Source organism: Bradyrhizobium manausense (assembly GCF_001440035.1).
GTDB classification, from domain to species: domain Bacteria; phylum Pseudomonadota; class Alphaproteobacteria; order Rhizobiales; family Xanthobacteraceae; genus Bradyrhizobium; species Bradyrhizobium manausense.
The window spans coordinates 20,333-43,230 of record NZ_LJYG01000090.1 but is presented as its reverse complement, the minus strand read 5'-3'; the positions used below and the strand labels follow the sequence as shown (position 1 = coordinate 43,230).

The window sequence follows — 22,898 nt, the reverse complement described above, 5'->3', positions numbered from 1 at the left end:
CAACAGTGTGGAGGTATGCCGCGACAAAAAAAGTCTTTGACTACCAAACCTTGGAATCGCGCGGGGGAGGTTCTTTCTTCGGGTGATCGGTCGGGCTGCCTGTAAGACCTTCGGTTGTCTGGTGAAGCTTGGGAACATGCACTTTCAAGAAGACGTGCCCATAGCTGCCGTCAGGATTCGGGCGCCCTTGCCCCTTCAATCGCAGGATGGCGCCATCCTTGGTGCCGGGCGGGATGGTTATGAGAAAGCCGTGTTCTCTGGTTTGCCCACCATTTCGGGCAAGCTTCGGGCTGATTGTGATCTCCCAATGGAGATCGTAGCTCTCTTCCGCTATAGATGGACCGAAACGATGGCGCATGTATGCTAGCTGTTGCTGATACTCGACGGCTGTCATCGTGGGTAGCTTTTCCATCACGCCGTAGGGGATCGCAACTGCTACTGCGCCCTCTGGCGTTGCCTTCTTGTTGAAAAAGGCAAACGTCAAATCCGGCTGCCGGCGCACAAAGTCAGGATCCGAATTGCTCATCATTTGCGCGATCTTGAACGCGTCGGACGGACTGACGCCGCCCGCGACGATCGTATTGGCGATCGCGGCCAGACCCTCGTAGACGGGGTCATCAAGTTGGCCGAGCCATTGTTGAGCGACGGTGAGGCCAATGTATTGCTTGCGGGCTCTCGCGAGCATACCGACAAAGTTCTTGTCATCTTTGATGTACTGGTACGCTTCATCCAGATAGACGTACGTCGGAATTTTGGCGCGCTCGTCTGTCATGGCGGCGCGCTCTGCGACTGCGTTGCCAATGAGCGCAAGGACGAACCGCCCGAAGAATCGAACACCCGCCTCAAACAACAGGCTTTCCGCTGTGTTGACGAGTATGACGCGGCCGGAATTTATCTCGGCAAGCAGGTTGAGCTTGCATTCCTTTTGGCCAAACATGGCTTCAAACGTGGCGTTACGAAGCAAAGAATCGATGCGACTCTCGACTTCACTCTTTGTTTGGGCATAGTCGCTTGACGTGAAGCCGTTCTCGAAAAATTGCCTGACGGAAGAGGTCGATGGCAGTCCCTCGATGACCGGCCGATACTTGTCGATTCCGCCTTTTCGCATGATGTTGCGGAAATCGTGGATCGTGGCACCGTCGACCTGGAATAGCAATTCGGCGACGTATGCGAATAAAGTCTCCTGCTTGCCGGTCATCTCCCGGGCAAGTAGAGAGCTAAACAGGAAGCTATACAGTTCGAGGGTGGCGTTGATCACCGTTCTGCGTTGCCGGTCGTTGGAATTCAAGCGAAGGCGGAGATCAAAGAGATTGAGCGCGAGATCAACATCCATCGGATTGAGGACGGATAAGCGGCCGTGTAGCGGTTGGCCTGGCGCGAAGAATTGAAGTTTAGCGATGTTCGGGATGAGCTTGTTTTGGCTGTCGATCACGATGATCGAGCGGCGACCTGCGGCAACCTCCTTGAGGTCTTCTAAGATCATTCGCTGAAACAGCTGCGTTTTGCCATGGCCGCTATCGGCAACGACCCACATGTGCTGCATCCGCGATTGCTCGTCGACAACGAGCGGTATTTCGACTTCGAAGGTGCGCGGGAGGAGGGGAGCAAAATTCCAAAGGAAAGTACCGTTGAAACGGGCATCGAGCGGGTCAAGCTCGGCGAGGAATTTCTCTCGATCTTTCTCGAATTGGCGTTTCTCCTCGATCCACGTTTTGTGGTCCTGGCGAAAGCGCTCTTTGGCTTCTCGGAAGTCGCGGCGCTGATAGGGATCGGGGGCGATCGGTTCTCGGCGATCGAAGGTCGGCTCTGGATCGGAAAAGCTGTCGGTGAAGACGTGATAGAGCTGGCCCGCGCGAAACATGCCGAGTGCGGAGAGTGAGGGCATGGCTTCCGCAACGGAACTTACCAACGCCTCAATGGGCAGAGCGAGGTCGAGAAGCACTTTTTGGGAGAAGAGCGCGGAGGAATCAGCAGCAAAGGCGCGTGGGTCAAGCTTGCGATGAAAAGCAATTAGTGCCTTTACGCAGGCCTTCAGAAGGTGATGATAGGCCTCGTTCGGTCGCTCGGTCGATTGGGCTGCTACAAAGGCAGCACTGAACGCGCTAACCAATGATTGGAGCAGCGCATCCGGCATGGGCGAATTGGATGCGCAATAGTCGAAGTAGAGTGTGGAGAGGTCTAAGGCGAACTGCTGGCGAGACGGGTAGCTCAATGCTTCCTCAGCTCGTCCGCGAGACGCTTGGCCGTTTCCGATATCTCGGCCGGGCTGGCCGACCGGTACTCTTCTTTGGTTGCGTCGGCGTACCGCGCTTCTTGCTCTTGCCGCCTGGCTTCGTCGGCGTGCCGAAGAGCGGCTAGTTCGTCCCGAACGCGACCCCTCTCTTTGGCAAGACGCTGGTCTTCCTTCGCGCGCGCTCGTTTGGCTTCGGCCTCTTTGAAGTGGGGAAGATTCATATAAACCTTGCCCATGTACGCGATGGCGGCGGTAATCCCAGCAAACAAAAACAGACTTAGTTCGAGGGAAGCTTTGCTTGGGATGAAAATCAGAGCGACTAAAGCGCCGGCCATAGCTCCGCTATATTGCTCGACGCGCTTGTAGTAATGGCCGAAGTACCCGATGACGACGATCGTTCCAGCCGCGATGAGGTAGAGGAGGGGCGATGGCCGTGTCGCCTCGGCCCAGAGGTTGACGATGTAGACGCCGCCGACGGCGGCGGCGAGTAGAACGGGTATGCCCCAAGTGCTCCAGATATTGTCCTCGTCCATGCACAACCCCCAGCCACCTCCCGAAAGCTTATCTCAAGATGGTTGTACGTGTGGAGTCCCCACTTTCCGACTGTGCACCGCGATAGTGCGCTTCCTGACCGCGTTGAACCGACCGAGAGATGCTCGATCGGGCGGATAGGTGGCAATGGGGAATGGACCTGTTGGAGTGCCGTCTGCGAGGGTTCTTACCCACGCCTCAAAGTTCGCCGTGTCCTGCAAGTTTCCGGGATTGCCATGGCGTAATATTTTACCGATTAGGTCGCTGTCATCGGCACCGACCCGGAAGGCTACAAGGGTGCCGACGTTGCCCGATATGGCGGCCTGCAGGGCAGGGGGAAGTTGGGCGTAAAACTGGTTTGCGAGGATAAGCGAAAGTCGCATCTTGCGCGCTTCGGATAGGATGGCGTTGAAGCCGTCGTTTTGAAAGTTCTGCATTTCGTCGACGTAGAGATAGAAGTCGCGGCGCTTGTCCTCCGGGATATCAGCGCGGGCTTCGGCCGCTTGTGCGATGGCGATGATGAACAGACATCCAAGAAGCTTGGCGGGCTTCTCGCCCCACCGCCCTTTCGACAGATTGAGAATGAGTATCTTCCCCTCGTTCATGAGGTGGGAGATGTTGAGGGTGCTTGGTCCGGCCAAAATGTTCGCGAGGTGCGGATTTGAAAGAAAGGCGCGAAGCTTGTTCGTCGTTGACCGGATTTCCTCGGCCTTTTGCTTGTCAGCCTTAGCTTCAAACTCTTCTTGCCAGAAATGCTTGACCACTCTGTTCGTGCAGTTTCGTAGGAGTCGAGCTCTGTAGTCGCTGTCCGTGAGGAGGCGGAGCGTATCGTTCAAACTGGTGTGCTCGTTGTCGAGCAGGAGATAGAGCGAGTTGCGAAGTACGTCCTCCAAATTCGGCCCCATATTTTCGGGCCAGATATTCCAAAACATAGAAACTATGTGCTCGACCGTGAGCGACTTGTTTCGGGGATCTGCCGTCCGGAGGATGTTGAGCCCGAACGGGTGTTCGGGATCGTAGTCAATGTACGCAGTATCCTGGGTCCGGGACTCCGGAATGTTGTTCGCAATCCGCTCGGCACTCTGGCCATGGGGGTCGATAAAGCAGATGCCTCTCCCAGCACGGATATCATCGAGTGCCATGCTTTCGAGGAGCGTGGACTTGCCGACCCCTGTTTGGCCGATCACGTAGAGGTGCCGACGGCGGGCGTCAGCCGAAAGGTGGATCGGACTAAGTTTGGCTTTGTGGAAACCTATCGCGGTCATACATCGGCACCAGCTCGGAATGCGAATGCCGCGCCTTGTCAGCCCTTCCACCCCCGACTATCGGGCACCGATGTTTGAAAGCGAAAGAACGATTCCAAAAAAATTGTAACTCGCAAAATCGCAAATAGCGATTTTGCCGATGCGCCGGTTTTTCCGGCGCGCGGTCGGATTGGGGAAGGTGCAAAGGTCCGCACCTGTTCGTCTGGGGCGTTCAGCCCCGACCCAATCCTACCGCAGCCCGCCAGCGATAGCGCCTGCGGGTCTTCAAGTCTTTCCCGACTCATATATGGGAGGGAAGACCAAGGGAGGATTGGGTCGGGGCTGCTAAGTCCACGCGAACAGGTGCGGAAGTGTCTGTATTTAAAGCGATTTTTGCAACTGATGGGTGGCTACGCGCCATGGAAACGGGGGCCATGGTCGTGTCCATGGCTTGTTTCCGTACCGTAGAAACGGAAACACCCGCGTTTGGAGGCGCGGGTGTCGCTCCGGAAGGAGCTATGCCTTGCGGCCGGAATGGCCGTGAAGCCACTCGACTATTTGCGATAGCCACCAGACAGGATGAGAGTTGCGGTGTCTCCCAAGTTTAAAAGCTTGCGGAAAATCACCAGCAGCCATCATTCGCCAGATGTGCGCCCGCGAATAAGGAATTCCGAGCGCCTTCAGTCCCTTCCAATCAACCACTTTGTCGTCCATTGCAAAGCTCCGGGTTGGGAGCCGTTGCAACGGTCCGGTGTAAGCGGCCGTCCTGAAACTGTAGCCAAAGTTCCCGCACGTTGAAAGAGGGAAATGCGCAACTTGAGGAAGTGCAGCGGTACCGGCTTCAGGAAGTTTGGTCAAAGCTCGTCGGGTGAAAGAGGAGCGCGCCTTTCGTGTACAACGCGTGCAATCTCGACTGCATCCTCTGTGACCCGGTACAGAATGATATAGGGGGAAGAGAACGTTGCCCGGATTCCCGGGTATATCTCGTCGCGGGGCGAGCCCATGAAAGGTTCATGTTTGAGCCTGCCGGTAACTATGTCGATTTCCAGGAGCAGGTTTTCGGCAACGTCCGGAGAAGCGACCTGAGCAAAGTACCGGTAGATATCGAGTAGGTCTCGGCGGGAGGAAGGGGACCACGAGAGCCGCCTAGCTGCGGCCATAGGTGTTCCGAGCCTCCTTGATAACGTCTGACATGTGGAGTTCTTCTCCCAGTCCGCCTTCAAGTTCGCGGATGCCAACTTCCACGTCTGCACGCAATCGGGTCAGCAGCTCAACACTCTCAAGCACCTCGCGCGCTATCTTTTCCTGAGCCGCTTCAGGAAGGGCGGATGCCTTGGTCATCGCAAGTTGTAGGGTCTTAGTTGCCATAGCGACATTGTAGCATACTGCGGTCCGCTTTGCCGGGAGGGATAGGAATTTGCACGTCGATTGACGTAAATACAGTTTGTATGTCGATGACAAAAGAAAGGGCAGCCCGATCGGGCTGCCCTGAACGTGTTGTTGACTGCAAAGATCGAGGCTCTCGACGCTGGGGAGCGTGGATCAATTCTTCCTCAGCTCCTTCGCGAGACGTTTGGCCGTTTCCGTTATTTCGGACGGACTGGCCGACCGGTACGCCTCCTTGCTTACGTCGGCGAAATGGTCGGTGGCGCTGAGCTTGGCGATGAGTTCCAAAACTCCCGCCTTTAGCTCGTCGCCGCGCTCGTTGAGGAGTTGGGCGGCGGTACCGTCGAGCTTGGCCTTGTTGTAGGCGGCTTCGACGATCGACACAAACTGGAGGCCTTTGGGATCGCGAGACGTGATCAATGCGGCTTGCATCGTCATCATCCTTTTGCCCGGTGTTTGGCTCGGGCGAGCACTCATCTCCCATGAGACGAGCTCTCCGAGGCCGATGTATCAGCCACAAAGAGTTCGCCTCTGGGGGCAAAAACTAAAATCAGTTGCCAGAGTGCTTATGCATCGTAGCTAAGCGCGCGATCGTGCATCTGCCTAACTTAATTGAATCACGAATTATGAATCTGTCAAATTGTGAGCCAGGGTCGCGAAACAGATATTGTGCGACCTAATTTCCGTGGCTCTGTTGAGCCATATTTTGGAATGCCCCACTTTTGGATCGGTTGATGTGTGGCGGGAAATCCGACGTCAAAGACACTATGAGGGTTGAGGTTATTGACAGAAGTATGTTTGTGTTGCGGAAACAGACGCGACCATTCTGAGGCTTTGTTGAGCTATATTTTGAATAAGTGTTGGCAGTGCGGACGCAAGCGATGAGCCGTATTGCAGAGGCTCGGGATTAGCAACATCTCGCTGACCTTGGCACCACTGGCTTCCTTTTTTGAAGAATGAGCCCACACACAGAGTTAGAAGTTATAAGAGTATATAGGGATTAACCGGACGAGCTAGGAAATGGCTCTGTTGGGCCGCGCAAATGACCAAGTAGCGCCTCCAGCTCCGGTAGAACCCCCCAATTGCTCCGGTCAAACCCCCCGCCATCTCCGGCTGATCCCCCCACGGACTCCGGTCAAACCCCCCGGTCCATGGTGATCTCCACCGTCGATCTACTGTGTGGCTTCCTTCCACTTCTCAAATGTTTGGAATTCTTCGGGGTAACGATCGACAACCAGTCGAGTTCTTTCGACCTCAAAGAGAAGCTGTGAAAATGCCTTCGTGCCTCCTAAAGGCGGTCTTGCTTTCGATCTTGCGGCATTCTCTACGGGGATGCGCTCTCTATCTGGAAGTCGGTCAAATACCTGCGCTGCGGTAGTGCGGAGATATGCGCCGTAATCAGCCTGTAAGCGCTCCTCTTGCTCTTTGGCAAGCTGACTATTCTTCCTGGCGGTCTCGGCCGCCTGCCTCTTCCCTGTTGCAAGGAATGGATTGATGTATTGGCGAATGCCGGCCAGGGTCTGGGGTTCAAAGTTCGTCCTTCGGGCTTGGACTAGAGCAAAGTCGAGAAATGCGTCTATGCGTTCCATCGGAACGACGGTCAAAATCTCCTTAGCTGTCTCTACCTCTCGTGTCGGCACATAAGAAATGCCAGCCCGCTTCTTGCCGGTAATCTTTTCAGCAAACAAGTAGGCGACTTCTAATGGCTCGCCGATCGTTTGATTGTCTGTATTGAGCTCGATCGAGAACTCAGCTTTGGCTCGACTAGCGTAAAAGGTCTTGTAGTCAGCAGCGAATTGCTGCCCAGCCTGAAAGCTCAAAACGAACCCTTCCCTAGTTTCGGCTGGTGCAAGTGAGTAAGATTTCAAGAAGCCAACGGCTACGAGGAGGTCCAAATGCGTCCCGAGTTGATCGCGTAGAATGTCGGACCGGTACCGTTGAACGGTTATCCCGCCTAACCACTCGGCACAAATGTCGTCATAGCGCTTCTTGAACCCGACACGGTCCAAATGCTTTCCATCGTAGAGGATTGAGAAATGGTAGAAGAGCCTAATGTACAGCGCTGCTGCGATGGAGCTGAGATCCTGGATGAGGCTGTAGTTCAAGCAAGCAAAGTGGCGGTCATTAAGCGACTGAATGATCGGATCAGCAATGACGACTGTGCAGGCCGTAATCGGATCATTTGGTAAGTTTCGGCGTTCGATCAGCACCTCGTTAAATATACTGAAGTCGTGCTCAATAAACTTGTCCTGCTGTTTGAAGTGCGCGACCACGTGCGTGTAGCGGATCTGCTTAAGGGCCAGCTCTAACTCTTCACTATCGCGGCCTCCCCATGTTTTGCGGCCTGTCATCTTCATCAATTCACGTTGTGAAAAAGAGATGCGGTTCTGAGCTGGAGAACCAAAGCGTGACTGTTTGCGTAAGATTGCCATCGCGACTTTGTGTGCGAACGGACCTGGTTGTGCGTATTCCGGATCGAGCCGGACAGTAATTCCCTTTTCCGCGACGCCGCGGTTAATCTCGACTTTGCCTGTGCGCGTGCGGGCGCGCTTGGGATCGTGGCAAAACAAAACGCCAAACACGCGAAGTAAGGTGCTCTCAAGGTACACCGCTTCGGCTGCTAAGTGTCGCTGGTTGTCGGTCCTCGTCGTCGCTTCCATATGGTCATAGAAATTATGACACGGAAACGCAGCTGTGCGGCCTAGACTTGTGGACTGTCGGGCCGTTCCTCTGGTTTGCCCAACAGCGGTCGTAACAAGTTTTGTAACCCAGCAACGAGATGGTTTGTTTCGCGGGCGCGCTCAGTTAGTTCCGAGATTTGCGTGTTCTTCACTGCGATCTCTCCGCGCAAAAATTCGTTCTCTCGTTCAAGGAGCGACAGATACTTGTCGTCACCTGTCGGTGCTGTCGCGACAGGTCGCGGCTGGTCGGAGGATGTCGCAGGTATTTGTCGCCGCTTGTCGTCCTTATTTTCTGCGGCGACAGTGATCGCGACTGGTCGTTGCACGTCGGAGCCTGTCGTTCCTTCTTGTCGCTGCTTGTCGTCGGAATTTATCTCACTAAATTCTGTCGCGACAGGTCGCGGCAAGTCGCGACTGGTCGCTGCCATTACCTCCTTGATGTAGGCAATGTGCTTCTCAACCGATGCGCGGGTTATGAGATACTTCTCGCCAAACTCTGTCTCGATACGACGTGACGCAAGGTGTTGTTTTGCGCAGTATCTCTGAATGCTTCGGGGGGTGCGGGGGATGCCGGCTGCGGCGTAAAGGGCGAGAGCGTCCTCGATTGTTAGAGTAAATTCGCTGTCGCCGCTGGTCGCGCCCTGTCGCGACATGTCGATGTTTTCCATGGGTTGATGATAACCGGCCGGCTCGGCGCAGGTCGCCGGTTATCCCCACGGGCTAGGGGCGAGAAGCTGAGGGCAATTTCTTGATGCGTCCAACAATACGCTTGAGCTGCTTGGGATCGATCGTCTCGCATTCCCAGATAGTGAAGACAGTCCAGCCATCGGCTCGCAATGTCGCGGCATGTCGCGCGTCACGTTCGCGGTTGCCGGTGATCTTTGGATTCCAATACTGCTGATTCGATTGCACCCTGCGAGTCCCGTCGATGCACTTTGTACAGCCGTGCCAAAAACAACCATGCACGAACAGGACTGCACGGCGGCCCGGAAAAACGAGATCGGGTTTGCCCGGAAGGTCTCGACGGTGGAGACGATAGCGAAGGCCCGCGGCGTGCACGACCCTCCGGACGGCAAGCTCGGGAGTTGTGTCCTGGCTGCCTATGCGTGCCATATTTCTGCTGCGGGCTTCGGGACTTAGCCGATCCATAGTGATTCAAAGACTCGCTTCTAGCCGCCGATCGAGTAATCATAGGTTGCAGCCAGATTGCGATTCGGCCTGGCGGGTTGTGGGCGGGGAACAGGTTGGCTAAGGATACACCATTCGGGCAGGGAACGCGCATGCGCGTTCTCGAAGAATATTTTGCGAGCGCAGGCGAAGTCACTGAGCAGAATGCGTGGGAACACGTGTATCGCTGCTTGCTTTGGATGAACGTTGGCGCGGGCCTGGCTCACATCTACGATTCCAACCACATGCAGCCCGGTGGTGTTTTTCATGCTCGCGCCGCGCGGTTTACGGAGCTGCTTTGCAAACACTGGAATATCTCTCGAAAGGAACTCCCGTCGCAGATTGATGTCCTGTTTAAGGGATGCGTAGCCGAACTCAAGCGCCGCGAAGAAGAGGACGGCGAGATCGACAGCGAGACCGAGTCGGAACTTATCTCCGCAATTCAAGCGCACCTGCGTGGCGAGGGAATCAAGGAAGATCGCGCACTCGCGCTCGCGCGCACGATTGAAGTCCAGAGCCGCGATTTCTTCACGTTGGGCAACAAGCGCAAGAATGCACTCGGCGAAGGATTCGAAGATCTATTGCTAATTCTTTTGCAGCGCGTGTCCAAGATACCGCTCGAAAAATTGCCACTTCGCACGCCAGTATCCGGCTTGCCCGGTTTCCGGCGTGCGCCTCCACGTAACAAGGGCGATCCACGCAAGCGCGAGCCTCATCCGGATATTGCCATTGTTGAGGGCGAGATAACGCACGTCATCGCGACGGCGAAATGGTCGATGCGTCAGGATCGCGAAACGCAGTTCCAGTCGGAGTATCATTCGTTTCAAATGAACAAGACGCAAACCACCGAGCTGACCTACGCGTTGATAACGAATGAATTTGATATTGCCCGTCTAAAAAATGTCGTTAACGCAGAGCCGGGCCGCGATCGCGGCGGTTACATTTTCCACAACGTGTATCACATCTGTCTCCCGCTGCTGCGGGAGACGCATGGAGATCGCTTCAAGGAAATCGAGCCGTGGGTTGGCACCGGCAAGCTGCGCTCGCTCGACAACTTCTTGGTCGAAATGCGCGGGCGCTTCGGCGAGTCCTGACTAGAGCGCTAGCGCGAGCTGCTTCGCCTTATCCGCTTGCGTAAGAATGGAAGCGAGGGTCTGGCCGATAGCTTTGGCGAAGAGCGGTGGTACCGCATTGCCAACTTGCCGATATCTGCTGTGCCGATCGCCGGCCGGGAAGTGGTATGTATCGTCAAACGAATGAAGCCGTGCGAATTCGCGGACAGTGAGCGCGCGCGGCTTACCGTAGTGAAATACACAATCCGCCTTGGTGTTGAGCGTCCAACTGAAGTGCCGGGGATGCAGCTTGCGGTAGGCAAAGAAATACTTGCGGCTCAACGTCTCGCGGCCGAGCTCCGGGCCCCACTTCTTATCGGATAGATATCGCGTCGCTAGTTCGGGGGGCAGGTCGCGAAAGTTGCCGCCCTGGGGAATCGAGCGCAGCCGTAACACCGTATCCTCGCGAATTGACGGCACATCCGCGTTGAAGAGTTCGGTCGAGCCGGCACGACGGGCCTTTTGATATGCGGAGAGCGCTTTGCTTTCGTAGGCGATCGCTTCGTTTGAAGGTTTGCGCACGAGCTTTTCAGCGGGGTTGAGCCACGCCAAATCGCCGATCGCTTGCTCGACGGTGACCAGTTGCGCATTGTCAGGGTCAAGGAGCTTCGCGAGCGACCGAACCGTCTCTGAGGACTTGCCGTGGCGATACTTCCAACGATCGCCATTGGGCCGGCGCTCTAAGAAGGGGAGCGATCCCAGAAACTGACTTTCAGGGAAAAGTGGCGCAAGCTCCAGGTCTCTGCGAACGCCGATAAAGAGAATGCGCAATCGGTTCTGTGGCACCCCGAACGCGGCGGCATCAAGTACGCGGCACTCGACGCGGTACTCGTTGTCGATCGCGAGGTCTTCGAGGATCTGGTCGCGGACGGCGCCGCCAGCTAGATTTTCCAGGCCCGGAACGTTCTCCATTACGAACGTGCGCGGCCGGAGGGTCCGTATCACTGACACGTAGTGGCGATATAGCTTGTTTCGCGGGTCGTTGATGAGCCGGTTGTGATTGCGAACCTGCGAGAAGCCCTGACAGGGTGGCCCGCCTATCACAGCATCAAGCTCGACGTCCCTTACAGTCTCAAACAGCTCTTCCTTGATGCGCCGGTCGGATATGTCACCAAGCACAAACTTCGTGCCATGTTTGTGATGATTGTGAACGTACGTCCCGCCAGCCGAGGGGTCGATGTCGGTGGCCGCGACGGTATGGAAGCCGGCTTGGCGAAAGCCCTCGGAAAAGCCGCCGGCGCCCGCAAACAAGTCGAGGCAGCGGAAAGCTCGCAGTGGCTTCTTATACTTCGGGGCCTGCGGCATCAGGGCTGTTTCCGATCTTGCGGAGAAATATCCAACGTGAGCTGCAAGCCCTTGCTTTCGTCTTCAATGAGGCGATCAACTGCATGGCGGATCAGCCACGAGACTGAGACCTTCCGTCGCTCAGCCATGAGGCGTAGCAGGCGGCCTTGCTCGGCCGTCAGCGTTGCCGTTGTCCGCGGGTTCTTGCTCATCTCAGTCGCGCGCATCAGAGTGCATCACTTTGCAGCGGCATGATGCACACCCTGCCGGGCGAATCAAAACAATCCGTGAACTTTCCCACACTGTTCTTATTTTGTTCTATGTTCAATGCCAAAGTCGCGGCATGGCTAACTTGTTGATTGGGCGTATAAAAGTTGCCGTACCGGCCGGATAGGCACACCCCGTGCGTTCAGGATTTCGCATTATGCGCCTGGAATGGTGATATCCAGAACTGAGCGACAGGCCGGGATGGGGCCGCTTGTGTGCGTCCGGGCCCTGCCGCATCCGATATCTGAAGGCGAAAGAAAGCAAGAATGCCAGCTTTGGGTGAAGACGAAGATATTGCGGTCGCTGAAGAGGGAGAGGACCAGTCGGCCTGGTTCACCGACGACGGCTCCGAAGATATCGATGCAAGTTTCAAAGACTATGACATCACGGCTTCGCCGAACGATTTCAACATTCGAACGATCGTCGATTTCATCGAAGCTGGGCCCTTTCAGATACCAGGCTTTCAGCGGAACTATGTGTGGGACCGGAAGCGGGCTTCCAAACTGATCGAGTCAGTGCTCATCGGACTGCCGGTTCCTCAGATTTTTCTGTATGAGGAAGATCGGAACAAGTTTTTGGTGATCGACGGGCAGCAGCGCCTCATGTCGATCTACTATTTTGTCAAAGGGCGGTTTCCACGGCGCGCGCAACGCCCAGCCATTCGCCGGATCGTCGCCGAGAAAGGCCTCCTTCCGAAGGAGATACTGGCAGACGACGCATATTTTCAGAAGTTCAATTTGTACCTGCCAGGCGCTGCCGGCGGGCAGCGGTCTCGCTTCCATGGGAAGAACTTTGAGACGCTCGGCGAGGATCAAACGACGTTCAATTTGAGAACCATACGCAATGTGATCATCAAGCAGAATTCGCCCAAGGAAGACCGTGACACCTCGATCTTCGAGATATTCAATCGCCTGAATACGGGTGGCGTGAACCTCCGTCCGCAAGAGATTCGCGGAAGTCTCTACCACTCGCGATTTATGGAGCGGCTGAATAAGCTCAACATCGAACCGGTTTGGCGCGCACTGATAGGGCAACCGGAGCCCGACCTTCACGCAAAGGATACGGAGATTCTTTTGAGAGTTGTCGCGCTGACCATGGATGGTGAACACTACGCCGAGCCTATAGGCCAGTTTTTGAATACGTTCGCGAAGAAAGCGCGGGCCCTGGACGATACGCAGCTCAGCTTCCTAGAGAGCTTGTTCTCGGCGTTCTTAGCTCAGGTGAAGAACGTCTCAATGGACGTGTTCCGCGTGGAGCGAACGGGCCGTTTCAGCATTGCCATGTTCGAAGCGGTGTTTCGAGCTGCCTGCACTGATGCGCTTAAGAATCGATCGCTTGACGTGTGGCCGCTAACCAACGCGGCCCTCGCAAGCCTTAAGTCCGATAAGAAGTTTATCGAGGCAACGAAGGAAGGCATAGGGCGGGCGACGCACGTGACCGAGCGCTATGAGCGGGCCCGCGAGCTGCTTGCTATCAAGCCAGCAGGATAGTGATGCCGGCTGACATCGAAACCTTCTACGCATCCCACAAGGCTGTCGTAGATTTTCTGATAGCAAACGAACAGCCGTCCTTCGCGAGCGACACTAACAACAACTTCCGTCGATCCTTAGTTCTCGCAATCGCCAGTTCGTTCGAGCACGAGATTTCGGGAATTATTGCGGAGATACCGCGTGTTCATGCAAACGCAAATCCAATCGTGGTTGGCTTGGTTGAGCAAAAGGTGATTCCGCGCCAGTACCATACGTATTTTGATTGGGAAAAAAAGAACGCAAACAAGTTCTTTGCGATGTTTGGAAGCGAATACGCCGAACTGGCGAAAAGCCGAGTAGCGGCTGACGGCGATCTTGACCAAGCGGTTAAAGACTTCCTCGCACTCGGCGATACTCGCAACCGGCTTGTTCATCTCGACTACGTGAATTTCGATATCGAAAAAACGCCGGACGACATAATAGCCATGTACCGTTCCGCGCGTAAATTCGTCGGCTTCCTGCGGGAAACGCTACTAAAGGCGGCTGATGGGGACACCGAAGTCGAGCCGGCCGCCGCTACCTAAGCTGCCAAGTCGCGCGATCGGGTGATAACGTCCATCGCGTGGCGCTCCCAAGTTTCCATGGCAGCACGCATTTCCGGCAGGTAGGTCCAGAGGTCGTAGGTCTCTTCCATATCACTGCGAGAGGAGACGTGGTTGACCAGTCGCTCTGCGATGTCGGGTCTCACTCCCAAACGGCCAAGGCCGCTGCGGAAGGTTCTGCGGAGATCGTGTAGCGTCCAGGGAGCGATGTTAGCGAGCTCATCAAGTTCGCGTTTGCACTTGGACCAACCGTTGAAGGGACGCTCGATCGAAGTGCGGGAAGGGAAGAGGAGGGCACTGCTGCGGCGGTCGTTTGATTTGATCTGCGTCGCTATGAGCGTTGCCGCCATCTGTCCGACCGGGAAGGTGTGCTCCAGGTGGTTCTTGGTGAGCGAGCCCGGCAGTGCGACCGTTTGTTGATTGTGGGAGTAGAACGTATCGCGCAGCGCTCCGATTTCGCCGCGGCGCTGACCGGTGAGGAGAATAAGTTTCACGATCGCGCCGAAGAGGCCGCCAATTTGATCGGTCGCCAGCCATACGGCTCGTAGCTCTTCGTCGCTTAAAAGCCGTTTGCGCCGTTTGGCTTTGCCCTGCTTGAAGGACTGAAGGGGATTGGTGGTGAGATATTCTTGGTCGACCGCCCAATTGAAGAAGGTCTTGAGGTAGACGGCGGCGTGCTTCTGCTGCGACGGTGCATCGCTGAGGCGTGCGAGCTTTGCCGAGATATCCTGTTTGGTAATATCGGCAAGCTTGGTGTCGCCGAAAGGTAAGTACCGTCGCAACGCACGTTCGTATTCGTTGTAGGTACGCGGCCTATTCTTTGTTTTTGCCTCTGCCAAGTAAAGCTCAAGGGCCTTCTTCCAGGAGATCGAATTGGGTCGGTGCTTCCCAAGCGTTCGCTCCGCCAGGATCGTCTTTGCCTTGTCGCGGGCTTGAGCCAAGGTGATGATGGGGTAGCGGCCGATGGCCTGACGCCGCCCGGACCCCAGAAGAACGATGAAGGATTTTGCACCGCCGCTGCTGATCCGGACGCCGAAGTGCTTGAGCGTGCCGTCCCAAAGCGTGGTCGTGCCATGCTCGGGCGGCTTGACGGCTCGCAGTAATACGTCGGTCAGCGGTTGATGCTGTGGCACCGATTTGGCACTCCGAAAGCGCGTGCTGCAGGTTGCAGCGGCGGAGTGCTATGTAATGAAAACCGTACGCGATACAATGAGTTACCGGCGGTTACGTATACCATGACACACTATGTGGCAGTAAAAGATCTGACTCTTAATCAGCGGGTCCCAGGTTCGAGCCCTGGTGCGCCCACCATTTCAATAGCTTAGCTAGCAAGACCGTTTGAGCGTTGGATTTTCAAACGGTGTTTTCTCAGCAAGTAGAAAATTGCCAAAGCGCCGCGGCGAATTCCGCTCAAGCGGAGAGCACGACCTGGAGGCACGCCAAGTCCGAGCGCCAGAGGAAAATCGAGGTTTAGCCACGGTGAATAATCCCCTATAGGACCTGCTGGCCTCGGATCGCCACTATCGGCGCGAGTCCTGGCTCAGAGGTCGAAGCTTGTCCGGCGGCCATCAGCAGTCATGGATGATGCCCCTGATACAAGTCGATCTTGCGCTGAGCGTCTCCGTCTGTCGCTCAACGACGCACGCCCGCCAAGTGGCTGAAAATTTCGAAGTCGCTGCCGCGCGCGATGCCGATCAAGGTGAGGCCGCTGGCCTCGGCGGTGCGGATCGCAAGCGCGGTCGGCGCGGAGACTGCGACGACAATGCCGGCGCCGATCGCTGCCGCCTTCTGCACCATTTCGACCGAGATCCGGCTCGTGAGAATGACGGCGCCGGTGCGGCCAGATAGGCCCTGCGAGGCCAGCGCGCCGGCAAGCTTGTCCAGCGCATTGTGACGTCCGACGTCCTCGCGCAGGATCATGCCGTCATGGCCGGGCTGGAAGAAGCCGGCGGCGTGCGTGGCCCGCGTCGCGTGGTTGAGGACTTGTGCCGCACTGAGGCGCTCGACCGCGGCGCGGATCTGCTCTGGCGTGAGACTGATCTGCCGCACGACGGTGCAATGCATCCGGTTGGCTTCGGCAAGACTCTCGATGCCGCACAAGCCGCAGCCGGTCGGACCAACCAGTTGCCGGCGCCGATCTTTCAGCCGGCGTCCAGCCCGCGGCCGCAGCCAGGTTCGCAGTTCGATGCCATCGACACCGGGAACGACCGACAATTCCTCGATCTCGCCGGGGTCCTCGATCAGCCCCTCGGTCAGGCTGAAGCCGAGCGCGAGATCGGTGAGATCGGACGGCGTCGCCATCAGAACAGCCATGGTCGTGCCGTCAAACACGAGCGCCACCGGACACTCCTCGGCAATGACGCGCTCATCCCGCGTTCCGCCCGAGGTCAGCCGAGGCATCCTGATCGAAGCGGTAGGCGTCAAGATGCTATCGCGTCTGGTCGAGTGGGAGCCGTGCATGAGGTTCGTCCTGCGACGAAGTATCGACGCGCGAGCGCGCGCAATGTTCCTGATGCTGAGGAACCTGAGATGCCGCCTTCCGTTCTGCGTACGGGGGCTTGCAAGCAAAGGGCCCGCCAATGCGGCAGAAAGCCAAAGTCGAGAATTATGATGCTCCCGCCGGTGGCTGGGGCTCGCTCAACGCCGTCATGCATATACTGACGCAGGAGGAGGTTGCACTCCTGGGCAGCGAGATCCTGTTGAAGCAGAACAAGCCTGATGGCTTCATGTGCGTCAGCTGTTCCTGGGCCAAGCCGGCAAGTCCGCGTCCCTTCGAATTCTGCGAGAATGGCGCCAAGGCGACCGCCTGGGAAATAACCGGCAAGACGGTCACGCCGGAGTTTTTCGTTCAGCATACGCTCACCGAGCTGCGCGCCTGGTCCGATCATCAATTGGAGGAGCAGGGGCGGCTGACCAATCCAATGCGCTATGATCCGGTCAGCGACAAATATGTGGCAGTCGACTGGAACCAAGCGTTTCGCGAGATCGGCGCCGAGCTCAACAAGCTCGATCCCCATTCGGTGATCATGTACACGTCCGGCCGCGCTTCGCTGGAGGCCAGTTACATGTACCAGCTGTTCGGCCGGATGTACGGCACCAACAATTTCCCCGACAGCTCCAATATGTGCCATGAGACGACCTCTGTGGCCTTGCCAGAGGTCATCGGGGTTCCGGTCGGCACCGTGCTGCTCAAGGACTTCGAGAGCACCGACTGCATCTTCTTCTTCGGCCACAACACCACGACCAATGCGCCGCGGATGCTGCATCCGCTGCAGGAGGCTGCTCAGCGCGGCGTGCCCATCGTCACCTTCAATCCGCTTCGGGAGCGCGGCCTTGAGCGCTTCGTCAATCCGCAGAACCCGCTGCAGATGATCGCGGGCGGCACGCGCATCAGCACGCAATATCATCAGGTCCGCGTCGGCGGCGACGCAGCGGCGATTGTCGGGATTTGCAAATGGGTGATCGAGGCGGACGACAAGGCGATAAAGTATGGCGAGCCGCGCGTGGTCGATGTCGACTTCATCGCGCAGCACACCTCCGGCTTCGACGAGTTCGCCGCATTCTGCCGCAATCAGGGCTGGGACGAGGTCGAGCGGGCGTCGGGACTGACGCGGTCGGCTATGCTTGAGGCTGCAAACACTTATATGGCTGCGAACGCCGTCATCGCCAATTACGGCATGGGCGTGACCCAGCACAAGTATGGCGTCGAAACGACCAAAATGATCGTCAATCTGCTGCTGTTGCGCGGCAATATCGGCAAGCCCGGTGCCGGCATCTCGCCGATCCGCGGCCATTCCAACGTGCAGGGTCAGCGCACGGTCGGCATCTCCGAAAAGACCAAGCTGGTGCCGCTCGACAAGCAGGCGAAGCTCCACGAATTCGAACCGCCGCGCGGGGACGGTTTGTCGACGGTGGATGCCTGCGAGGGCATTCTGAAAGGTGAAGTTCGCGGCTTCGTCAGCTTAGGGGGCAATTTCGTGCGCGCAGTTCCAGACCGTTCGCTGATGGAGCCTGCCTGGTCGGGCCTCCGTCTGTCGGTGCAGATCGCAACAAAGCTTAATCGCAGCCACATCGTACCAGGCGAAGTGACGTATCTGCTGCCATGCCTCGGCCGCATCGAGATCGACCAGCAGGCCAGCGGGGCGCAGGCCGTGTCAATGGAGGATTCCACCGCCTGCATTCACGGCTCGCGCGGCCAGCGCAGGCCGGTCGCCGAACATGCCTTGTCCGAGCCGGCGATCATCGCTGGTCTCGCCAAAGCGACCCTGAAGCCCAACCCCAAAATCGATTGGGATGGCTGGATCGCCGACTATTCGCGCATCAGGGATGCGATCGAGCGTACCTATCCGGACCAGTTCAAGGATTTCAACAAGCGCATGTTCGAGCCCGGCGGCTTTCCGCGGCCGCTGGCGGCGCGCGAGCGCAAATGGAAGACGCCAAACGGCAAGGCCAATTTCACCGTTCCCAAGGCGGCCTTCGCGCCGCCAAAGGAGAGCGATGGCGTCTATGAGCTGATGACCATGCGCGCGGATGGGCAGTTCAACACGACGATCTACACCGAGGACGATCGCTTCCGCGGCATCCATGGCAGCCGCTACGTCGTGCTGATGAATCCTGATGACATGGAGGCGGACGGGCTGAAATCCGGCGACACCGTCACGCTGGTGACGGAGGTTAATGACGGTATCGAACGTAGACTGAGCGAGCTTCAGGTCGTGCCCTACGACATCCCGCGCCGGTGCATCGCTGGATACTATCCCGAATGCAACGGGCTGATTCCGCTTTGGCACTATGCCGAAGGCAGCAAGGTGCCGGCGGCGAAGTCCGTGCCGGTGCGGCTGTTCAAGGATGTCCCGCCCGAGATCATCGAGGGCGGCGAGGTACCGATCTCGGCGGCGTAACAGACCTCATAGCAGCAGGAATGTCGGATGAAGTCGAAGACGATCAATGACGGCGCCGAGCGCGTGTTTGTCCTGATTCTGGATCAGGGCGAGGAGGCTTTCAATCCATCACCGAGTTCGCCAATCTGGAGAACATCACCGGCGCCTCGGTCTCGGCGATTGGCGAGCTCGGTATCGCGCTGATCAGCATCTAGCGTCGGGATGCGCTCCTACCAAAGGCTAACCTGCGCATAGGAACCTCCAAATCCGGCTCACGTTGGCGACACGGGCCTGATGGATGTTCCATGCAGCGCAGAACCTTTTTGACACTCGCGGCCTGGTTTGTCGGCACGACATCCCTCACGCACGCGACGGTGATCCACAATCACGTGCCGTGGGCGCCTCGTCCGAACTCGCCGCCAGAGATGGTGCGCCCAGGTCCGTGGCAGTTCTTCACGCTCGATGAAGCCCGCGCGATGGAAGCGATCGTCGATCGCATCATCCCGCCCGATCCGGAGACGCCCGGGGGCAAGATCGCCGGCTGCGCGGTGTTCATCGATCGCCAGCTCAAGGGGCCCTACGGGTCCAACCAGAACCTCTACACGCTTGGACCGCATACCCACGGCACCAAGGAGCAAGGGCCGCAATCGGCACTGACCCACGCCGAGCTCTATCGCAAGGCGCTAGCCGCGCTCGACAAGCATTGCAAGTCAACCCAGGGCGGGAAATCGTTCGCAGAGCTCGATGCCGACGCCCAGGATGATGTGCTGCGAAAGATCGAGTCTGGGGAGATCAAGTTCGAAGCGGTCGATGCGAAGGGGTTTTTCTCGGCCCTGCTGAAGGATGTGCCGGAAGGCTTCTTCTCCGATCCCATTCACGGCGGCAACATCGACATGGTCGGCTGGAAGATGATCGGCTTTCCCGGAATCCGCTACGACTATCGCGACTGGGTCGGTCGTCACAACGAACGTTATCCGCATCCGCCCGTCAGCATCGCGGGGCGCGCCGACTGGACCCCGGCAAAATCGTGAGCACCGCACATGGCCCGCAAGCTCCCGCGGAAGGACGTCGTCATCATCGGGCTCGGCTGGACCGGCTCCATCATGGCCTATGAGCTCGCCGATGCCGGGCTCGACGTGATCGCAATCGAGCGCGGCCCGTGGCGCAATACGGCAACGGACTACCCGCCGGGCTACGCGGCCGACGAGTTGCGCTATCGCATCCGTCACGAGCTGTTCCTGAGCCCGAGCCAGACCACCTTCACCTTCCGCAACAAGATGAGCGAGACCGCGCTGCCGATCCGGACCTGGGGCGCCTTCATGCCGCCGAACGGCGTCGGCGGCGGCGGCGTGCACTGGAATGCCGAGACCTGGCGCTTCTTGCCGTCAGATTTTGTGCTCAAGACGCATCTGACCCAGCGCTATGGCGCAGGCTTCCTGCCAGAGGACATGACCGTCCAGGATTGGGGCGTGACCTATGACGAGCTCGAGCCGCACTACGATCGCTTCGAATATCTCTGCGGCACGTCCGGCCAGGCCGGCAATATCAAGGGCACGATCATGGAGGGCGGCAATCCCTTCGAGGGGCCGCGCTCGCGCGCCTATCCCAATCCGCCGCAGGACCAGCCATTCGGCCACACGCTGTTCGGCAAGGCGGCGCGCGAGCTCGGCTACAAGCCGTTTCCGCAGCCCTCCGGCAACATGTCACGGCCATACCAGAATCCTCTCGGCGTTCGCCTCGGGCCCTGCACCTATTGCGGTTTCTGCGAGTGGTTCGGCTGCGGCAACTATTCAAAGGCCTCACCGCAGACCACGATCCTGCCTGCGCTGGTGCGCAAACCCAACTTCACGGCCCGCGACAACAGTGAAGTCACGCGGATCAACGTCGACGGCTCCGGCAAGCGCGCCACCGGCGTGTCCTTCGTCGACACAGCGGGCGACGAATGGGAGCAGCCGGCCGATCTCGTCGTGCTCTCGGCCTATACGATCTTCAACGTCCAGCTCCTGCTGCTGTCGGGTATCGGCAAGGCCTACGACCCCGCGGCCAATACCGGCGTGGTCGGCCGCAACTTCACCCACCAGACCATCTCCGACGTCGTCAGCTTCTTCGATCCGGCAAAATTCGTCTTCAATCCCTTCATCGCCTCCGGCGCGATCGGAATGTGCATCGATGAGTTCAATGGCGACAATTTCGATCACGGTCCCCACGGCTTCGTCGGCGGCGGCTACATGGGGCATGTGCAGACCAACGGCCGGCCGATCGAAACCACGCCGGTGCCGCCGGGGACGCCGTCATGGGGTGCGGCGTGGAAGAAGGCCGTCAAGGAAAACTATCAGAGCGCCATCAAGCCCGGGACCGGCGTCCACGGCAGCATGTACAGCTACCGCGACGTCTATCTCGATCTCGATCCCACTTACAAAGATCGCTTCAATCGGCCGCTGGTGCGGATCACCATGGATTTCCACGACAACGAGATCAAGCAGAACAAATTCCTGACCGACAAGTTCGCCGAGATCTTTCAGGCGATGGGCGCAAAGCAAGTCCACAAGGAATATCGCAAGGCGCCTTACGACATCACCAAATACCAGACCACCCATCTTTGCGGTGGCGCGATCATGGGAACGGATCCCAATACGAGCGCCCTGAACCGTTATCTCCAGAGCTGGGACGTGCCGAACCTGTTCGTCCTGGGCGCCAGCGCGTTTCCGCAGAACGCCGGCTACAACCCGACCGGCACCGTTGCCGCGCTCGCCTATTGGGCGGCCGATGCGATCCGGTCGAATTATCTCAAGAACCCGGGGCAGCTGATCAATGCGTAGAGCTGCACAATTCGCGTTCGTGATGCTCACGTTTGCTGTTGGCGTCAGCAAGGCTATGAGCGCCGACGTGCAGAATTTCGCTGCAGTGGAGCGCGGGCGCTATCTGGCCGCCGCCGCCGATTGCGGCAGCTGCCACACGGTGCCCGGCAGCGATCATCCTTTCAGCGGCGGCCGTCCCATCGAAACGCCGTTCGGCGTGCTGGTCGCGCCCAACATCACGCCGGATCGGGAGACCGGGATCGGCGCCTGGACCGACGAGGAGTTCGACGCGGCCGCGCGGAAAGGTATGCGCCGCGACGGCAAGCGGCTCTATCCGGCCATGCCGTTTCCCTACTTTGCACGCATGACGCAAGAGGACGTCAAGGATATTCGCGCTTATCTGTCGACCGTGGAACCGGTTCATAATTCGGTGGCCGCCAACCAGCTGCCGTTCCCTCTCAACCAGCGAATGGCGATGACGGTCTGGGACAAACTCTATTTCAAACCGGGCGAGTTCATGGAGCAGCGGAACAAGTCGAAACAGTGGAATCGTGGCGCCTATCTCGTCGAAGGCCCCGGCCATTGCGGCGCCTGCCATACGCCGAAGACGGTGTTGGGCGGCGACAAGTCCGACAAGCCTCTCCAAGGCTACACGCTGCAGGGATGGGTCGCGCCCGATATCACCAGCGGGCAGGGCCCCCTTGCCGAATGGTCGGCCGACGATCTCGCGCAGTATCTCAAGACCGGCCACAACAGGTTTGCGGCAGCGGCGGGCCTTATGGGTGAGGTCGTCGAGCTCTCGACGTCCAGGCTCAGCGACGATGACACCAAGGCGATGGCGGCCTATCTGAAGGATGTATCGGGCCCGAAGGCTGCGGCGGACAGTTCGGCGGATGCGCATGTGATGGCGGCGGGCGGGGCGATCTATCAGGATCTCTGCTCGGCCTGTCACAAGTCGGATGGATCCGGCGTTCCTAATCTCATTCCGAATCTCGCTCATGCGGCGACCGTCAACACGGGCGATCCCACGACGGTGCTGCGCGTGATCCTTCAGGGCGCGCAGAGCGTCGCGACTGACAAGGAGCCGACTGGTCCGGCCATGCCTGCCTTCGGCTGGCAATTGAACGACGTGCAGGTCGCGGCGGTCGCGACCTATGTCCGAAACCATTGGGGCAAGGCGCCGCCGGTCAGCGCGGACCAAGCTAAGAAGGAGCGCGCGGCGCTCGATGCCAGGACGAACTGAA

At 58.0% G+C, this 22,898-nt stretch carries 21 protein-coding genes; 7 read left to right on the top strand and 14 right to left on the bottom strand.

Annotation, left to right across the window (positions count from 1 at the left end; genetic code table 11):
- Window positions 1-40 precede the first annotated feature (40 nt).
- The 10 genes from AOQ71_RS21110 to AOQ71_RS43625 form a co-directional block, all read right to left on the bottom strand.
- Entirely contained in the window at window positions 41-2,212 is a 2,172-nt protein-coding gene (locus tag AOQ71_RS21110) for a hypothetical protein (protein ID WP_157083607.1), read from the bottom strand.
- Window positions 2,209-2,766 carry a hypothetical protein gene (locus AOQ71_RS21105; RefSeq protein WP_057750377.1) on the bottom strand — a complete coding sequence of 186 codons (558 nt, stop codon included), beginning with the start codon at window positions 2,764-2,766 and terminating at the stop codon, window positions 2,209-2,211. Before AOQ71_RS21105 ends, AOQ71_RS21110 begins: the two co-directional genes overlap by 4 nt.
- 33 nt (window positions 2,767-2,799) lie before the next feature.
- Window positions 2,800-4,029 carry a type IV secretory system conjugative DNA transfer family protein gene (locus AOQ71_RS21100; RefSeq protein WP_057750374.1) on the bottom strand — a complete coding sequence of 410 codons (1,230 nt, stop codon included), beginning with the start codon at window positions 4,027-4,029 and terminating at the stop codon, window positions 2,800-2,802.
- Window positions 4,030-4,524: 495 nt separating this feature from the next.
- Entirely contained in the window at window positions 4,525-4,722 is a 198-nt protein-coding gene (locus AOQ71_RS43630) for a helix-turn-helix transcriptional regulator (RefSeq protein WP_083514379.1), read from the bottom strand.
- A gap of 140 nt (window positions 4,723-4,862) precedes the next feature.
- Window positions 4,863-5,168: a type II toxin-antitoxin system RelE/ParE family toxin gene (locus AOQ71_RS21095; RefSeq protein ID WP_057750371.1), complete on the bottom strand. Its 306-nt coding sequence runs from the start codon at window positions 5,166-5,168 to the stop codon at window positions 4,863-4,865.
- Window positions 5,155-5,349 carry a hypothetical protein gene (locus AOQ71_RS21090; protein WP_157083606.1) on the bottom strand — a complete coding sequence of 65 codons (195 nt, stop codon included), beginning with the start codon at window positions 5,347-5,349 and terminating at the stop codon, window positions 5,155-5,157. The genes AOQ71_RS21095 and AOQ71_RS21090 overlap by 14 nt, the downstream gene beginning before the upstream one ends.
- A gap of 201 nt (window positions 5,350-5,550) precedes the next feature.
- Window positions 5,551-5,826, bottom strand: a complete 276-nt coding sequence (locus AOQ71_RS21085) for a hypothetical protein (protein ID WP_157083605.1) — start codon at window positions 5,824-5,826, stop codon at window positions 5,551-5,553.
- 740 nt (window positions 5,827-6,566) lie between these two features.
- Window positions 6,567-8,054 carry a replication initiation protein gene (locus tag AOQ71_RS21080; protein ID WP_057750365.1) on the bottom strand — a complete coding sequence of 496 codons (1,488 nt, stop codon included), beginning with the start codon at window positions 8,052-8,054 and terminating at the stop codon, window positions 6,567-6,569.
- 41 nt (window positions 8,055-8,095) lie between these two features.
- Window positions 8,096-8,743: a hypothetical protein gene (locus AOQ71_RS21075; protein ID WP_057750362.1), complete on the bottom strand. Its 648-nt coding sequence runs from the start codon at window positions 8,741-8,743 to the stop codon at window positions 8,096-8,098.
- A gap of 52 nt (window positions 8,744-8,795) precedes the next feature.
- Entirely contained in the window at window positions 8,796-9,224 is a 429-nt protein-coding gene (locus AOQ71_RS43625; protein ID WP_083514378.1) for a very short patch repair endonuclease, read from the bottom strand.
- A gap of 131 nt (window positions 9,225-9,355) precedes the next feature.
- Between AOQ71_RS43625 and AOQ71_RS21065 the strand changes: the two genes are divergently transcribed.
- Window positions 9,356-10,336, top strand: a complete 981-nt coding sequence (locus AOQ71_RS21065; RefSeq protein ID WP_057750355.1) for a hypothetical protein — start codon at window positions 9,356-9,358, stop codon at window positions 10,334-10,336.
- On the opposite strand, the gene AOQ71_RS21060 is transcribed toward AOQ71_RS21065, so the two are convergent.
- Both AOQ71_RS21060 and AOQ71_RS21055 read right to left on the bottom strand, forming a co-directional pair.
- A complete protein-coding gene (locus AOQ71_RS21060; RefSeq protein ID WP_057750353.1) occupies window positions 10,337-11,659 on the bottom strand; it encodes a DNA cytosine methyltransferase in 1,323 nt (440 codons plus the stop codon).
- The gene (locus tag AOQ71_RS21055) at window positions 11,659-11,850 is read right to left on the bottom strand and encodes a ribbon-helix-helix domain-containing protein (protein ID WP_205668247.1); all 192 of its coding nucleotides are present in this window, start codon (window positions 11,848-11,850) and stop codon (window positions 11,659-11,661) included. Before AOQ71_RS21055 ends, AOQ71_RS21060 begins: the two co-directional genes overlap by 1 nt.
- Before the next feature lie 321 nt (window positions 11,851-12,171).
- Between AOQ71_RS21055 and AOQ71_RS21050 the strand changes: the two genes are divergently transcribed.
- Both AOQ71_RS21050 and AOQ71_RS21045 read left to right on the top strand, forming a co-directional pair.
- Window positions 12,172-13,395, top strand: a complete 1,224-nt coding sequence (locus AOQ71_RS21050) for a DUF262 domain-containing protein (RefSeq protein WP_057750346.1) — start codon at window positions 12,172-12,174, stop codon at window positions 13,393-13,395.
- 2 nt (window positions 13,396-13,397) lie between these two features.
- A complete protein-coding gene (locus tag AOQ71_RS21045; RefSeq protein ID WP_057750343.1) occupies window positions 13,398-13,958 on the top strand; it encodes a HEPN domain-containing protein in 561 nt (186 codons plus the stop codon).
- Here the strand turns inward: AOQ71_RS21045 and AOQ71_RS21040 are convergent.
- Window positions 13,955-15,109 carry a tyrosine-type recombinase/integrase gene (locus AOQ71_RS21040; protein ID WP_057750340.1) on the bottom strand — a complete coding sequence of 385 codons (1,155 nt, stop codon included), beginning with the start codon at window positions 15,107-15,109 and terminating at the stop codon, window positions 13,955-13,957. The two genes, AOQ71_RS21045 and AOQ71_RS21040, sit on opposite strands and share 4 nt — an antisense overlap.
- 499 nt (window positions 15,110-15,608) lie before the next feature.
- Window positions 15,609-16,376 carry a formate dehydrogenase accessory sulfurtransferase FdhD gene (fdhD, locus tag AOQ71_RS21035; RefSeq protein WP_083514377.1) on the bottom strand — a complete coding sequence of 256 codons (768 nt, stop codon included), beginning with the start codon at window positions 16,374-16,376 and terminating at the stop codon, window positions 15,609-15,611.
- 179 nt (window positions 16,377-16,555) lie between these two features.
- On the opposite strand from fdhD, the gene AOQ71_RS21030 reads away from it, so the two are divergent.
- The 4 genes from AOQ71_RS21030 to AOQ71_RS21015 all read left to right on the top strand — a co-directional run bounded on the left by AOQ71_RS21030 (window position 16,556) and on the right by AOQ71_RS21015 (window position 22,897).
- Entirely contained in the window at window positions 16,556-18,877 is a 2,322-nt protein-coding gene (locus tag AOQ71_RS21030; RefSeq protein ID WP_057750335.1) for an FdhF/YdeP family oxidoreductase, read from the top strand.
- A 284-nt stretch (window positions 18,878-19,161) separates the two neighbouring features.
- Entirely contained in the window at window positions 19,162-19,887 is a 726-nt protein-coding gene (locus AOQ71_RS21025; RefSeq protein WP_057750332.1) for a gluconate 2-dehydrogenase subunit 3 family protein, read from the top strand.
- Window positions 19,888-19,896: 9 nt separating this feature from the next.
- Window positions 19,897-21,675, top strand: a complete 1,779-nt coding sequence (locus AOQ71_RS21020; protein WP_057750329.1) for a GMC family oxidoreductase — start codon at window positions 19,897-19,899, stop codon at window positions 21,673-21,675.
- On the top strand, window positions 21,668-22,897 hold the full coding sequence (locus AOQ71_RS21015; protein WP_057750326.1) for a c-type cytochrome: 1,230 nt from the start codon (window positions 21,668-21,670) through the stop codon (window positions 22,895-22,897). Before AOQ71_RS21020 ends, AOQ71_RS21015 begins: the two co-directional genes overlap by 8 nt.
- The last annotated feature ends 1 nt before the right edge of the window (window position 22,898 follow it).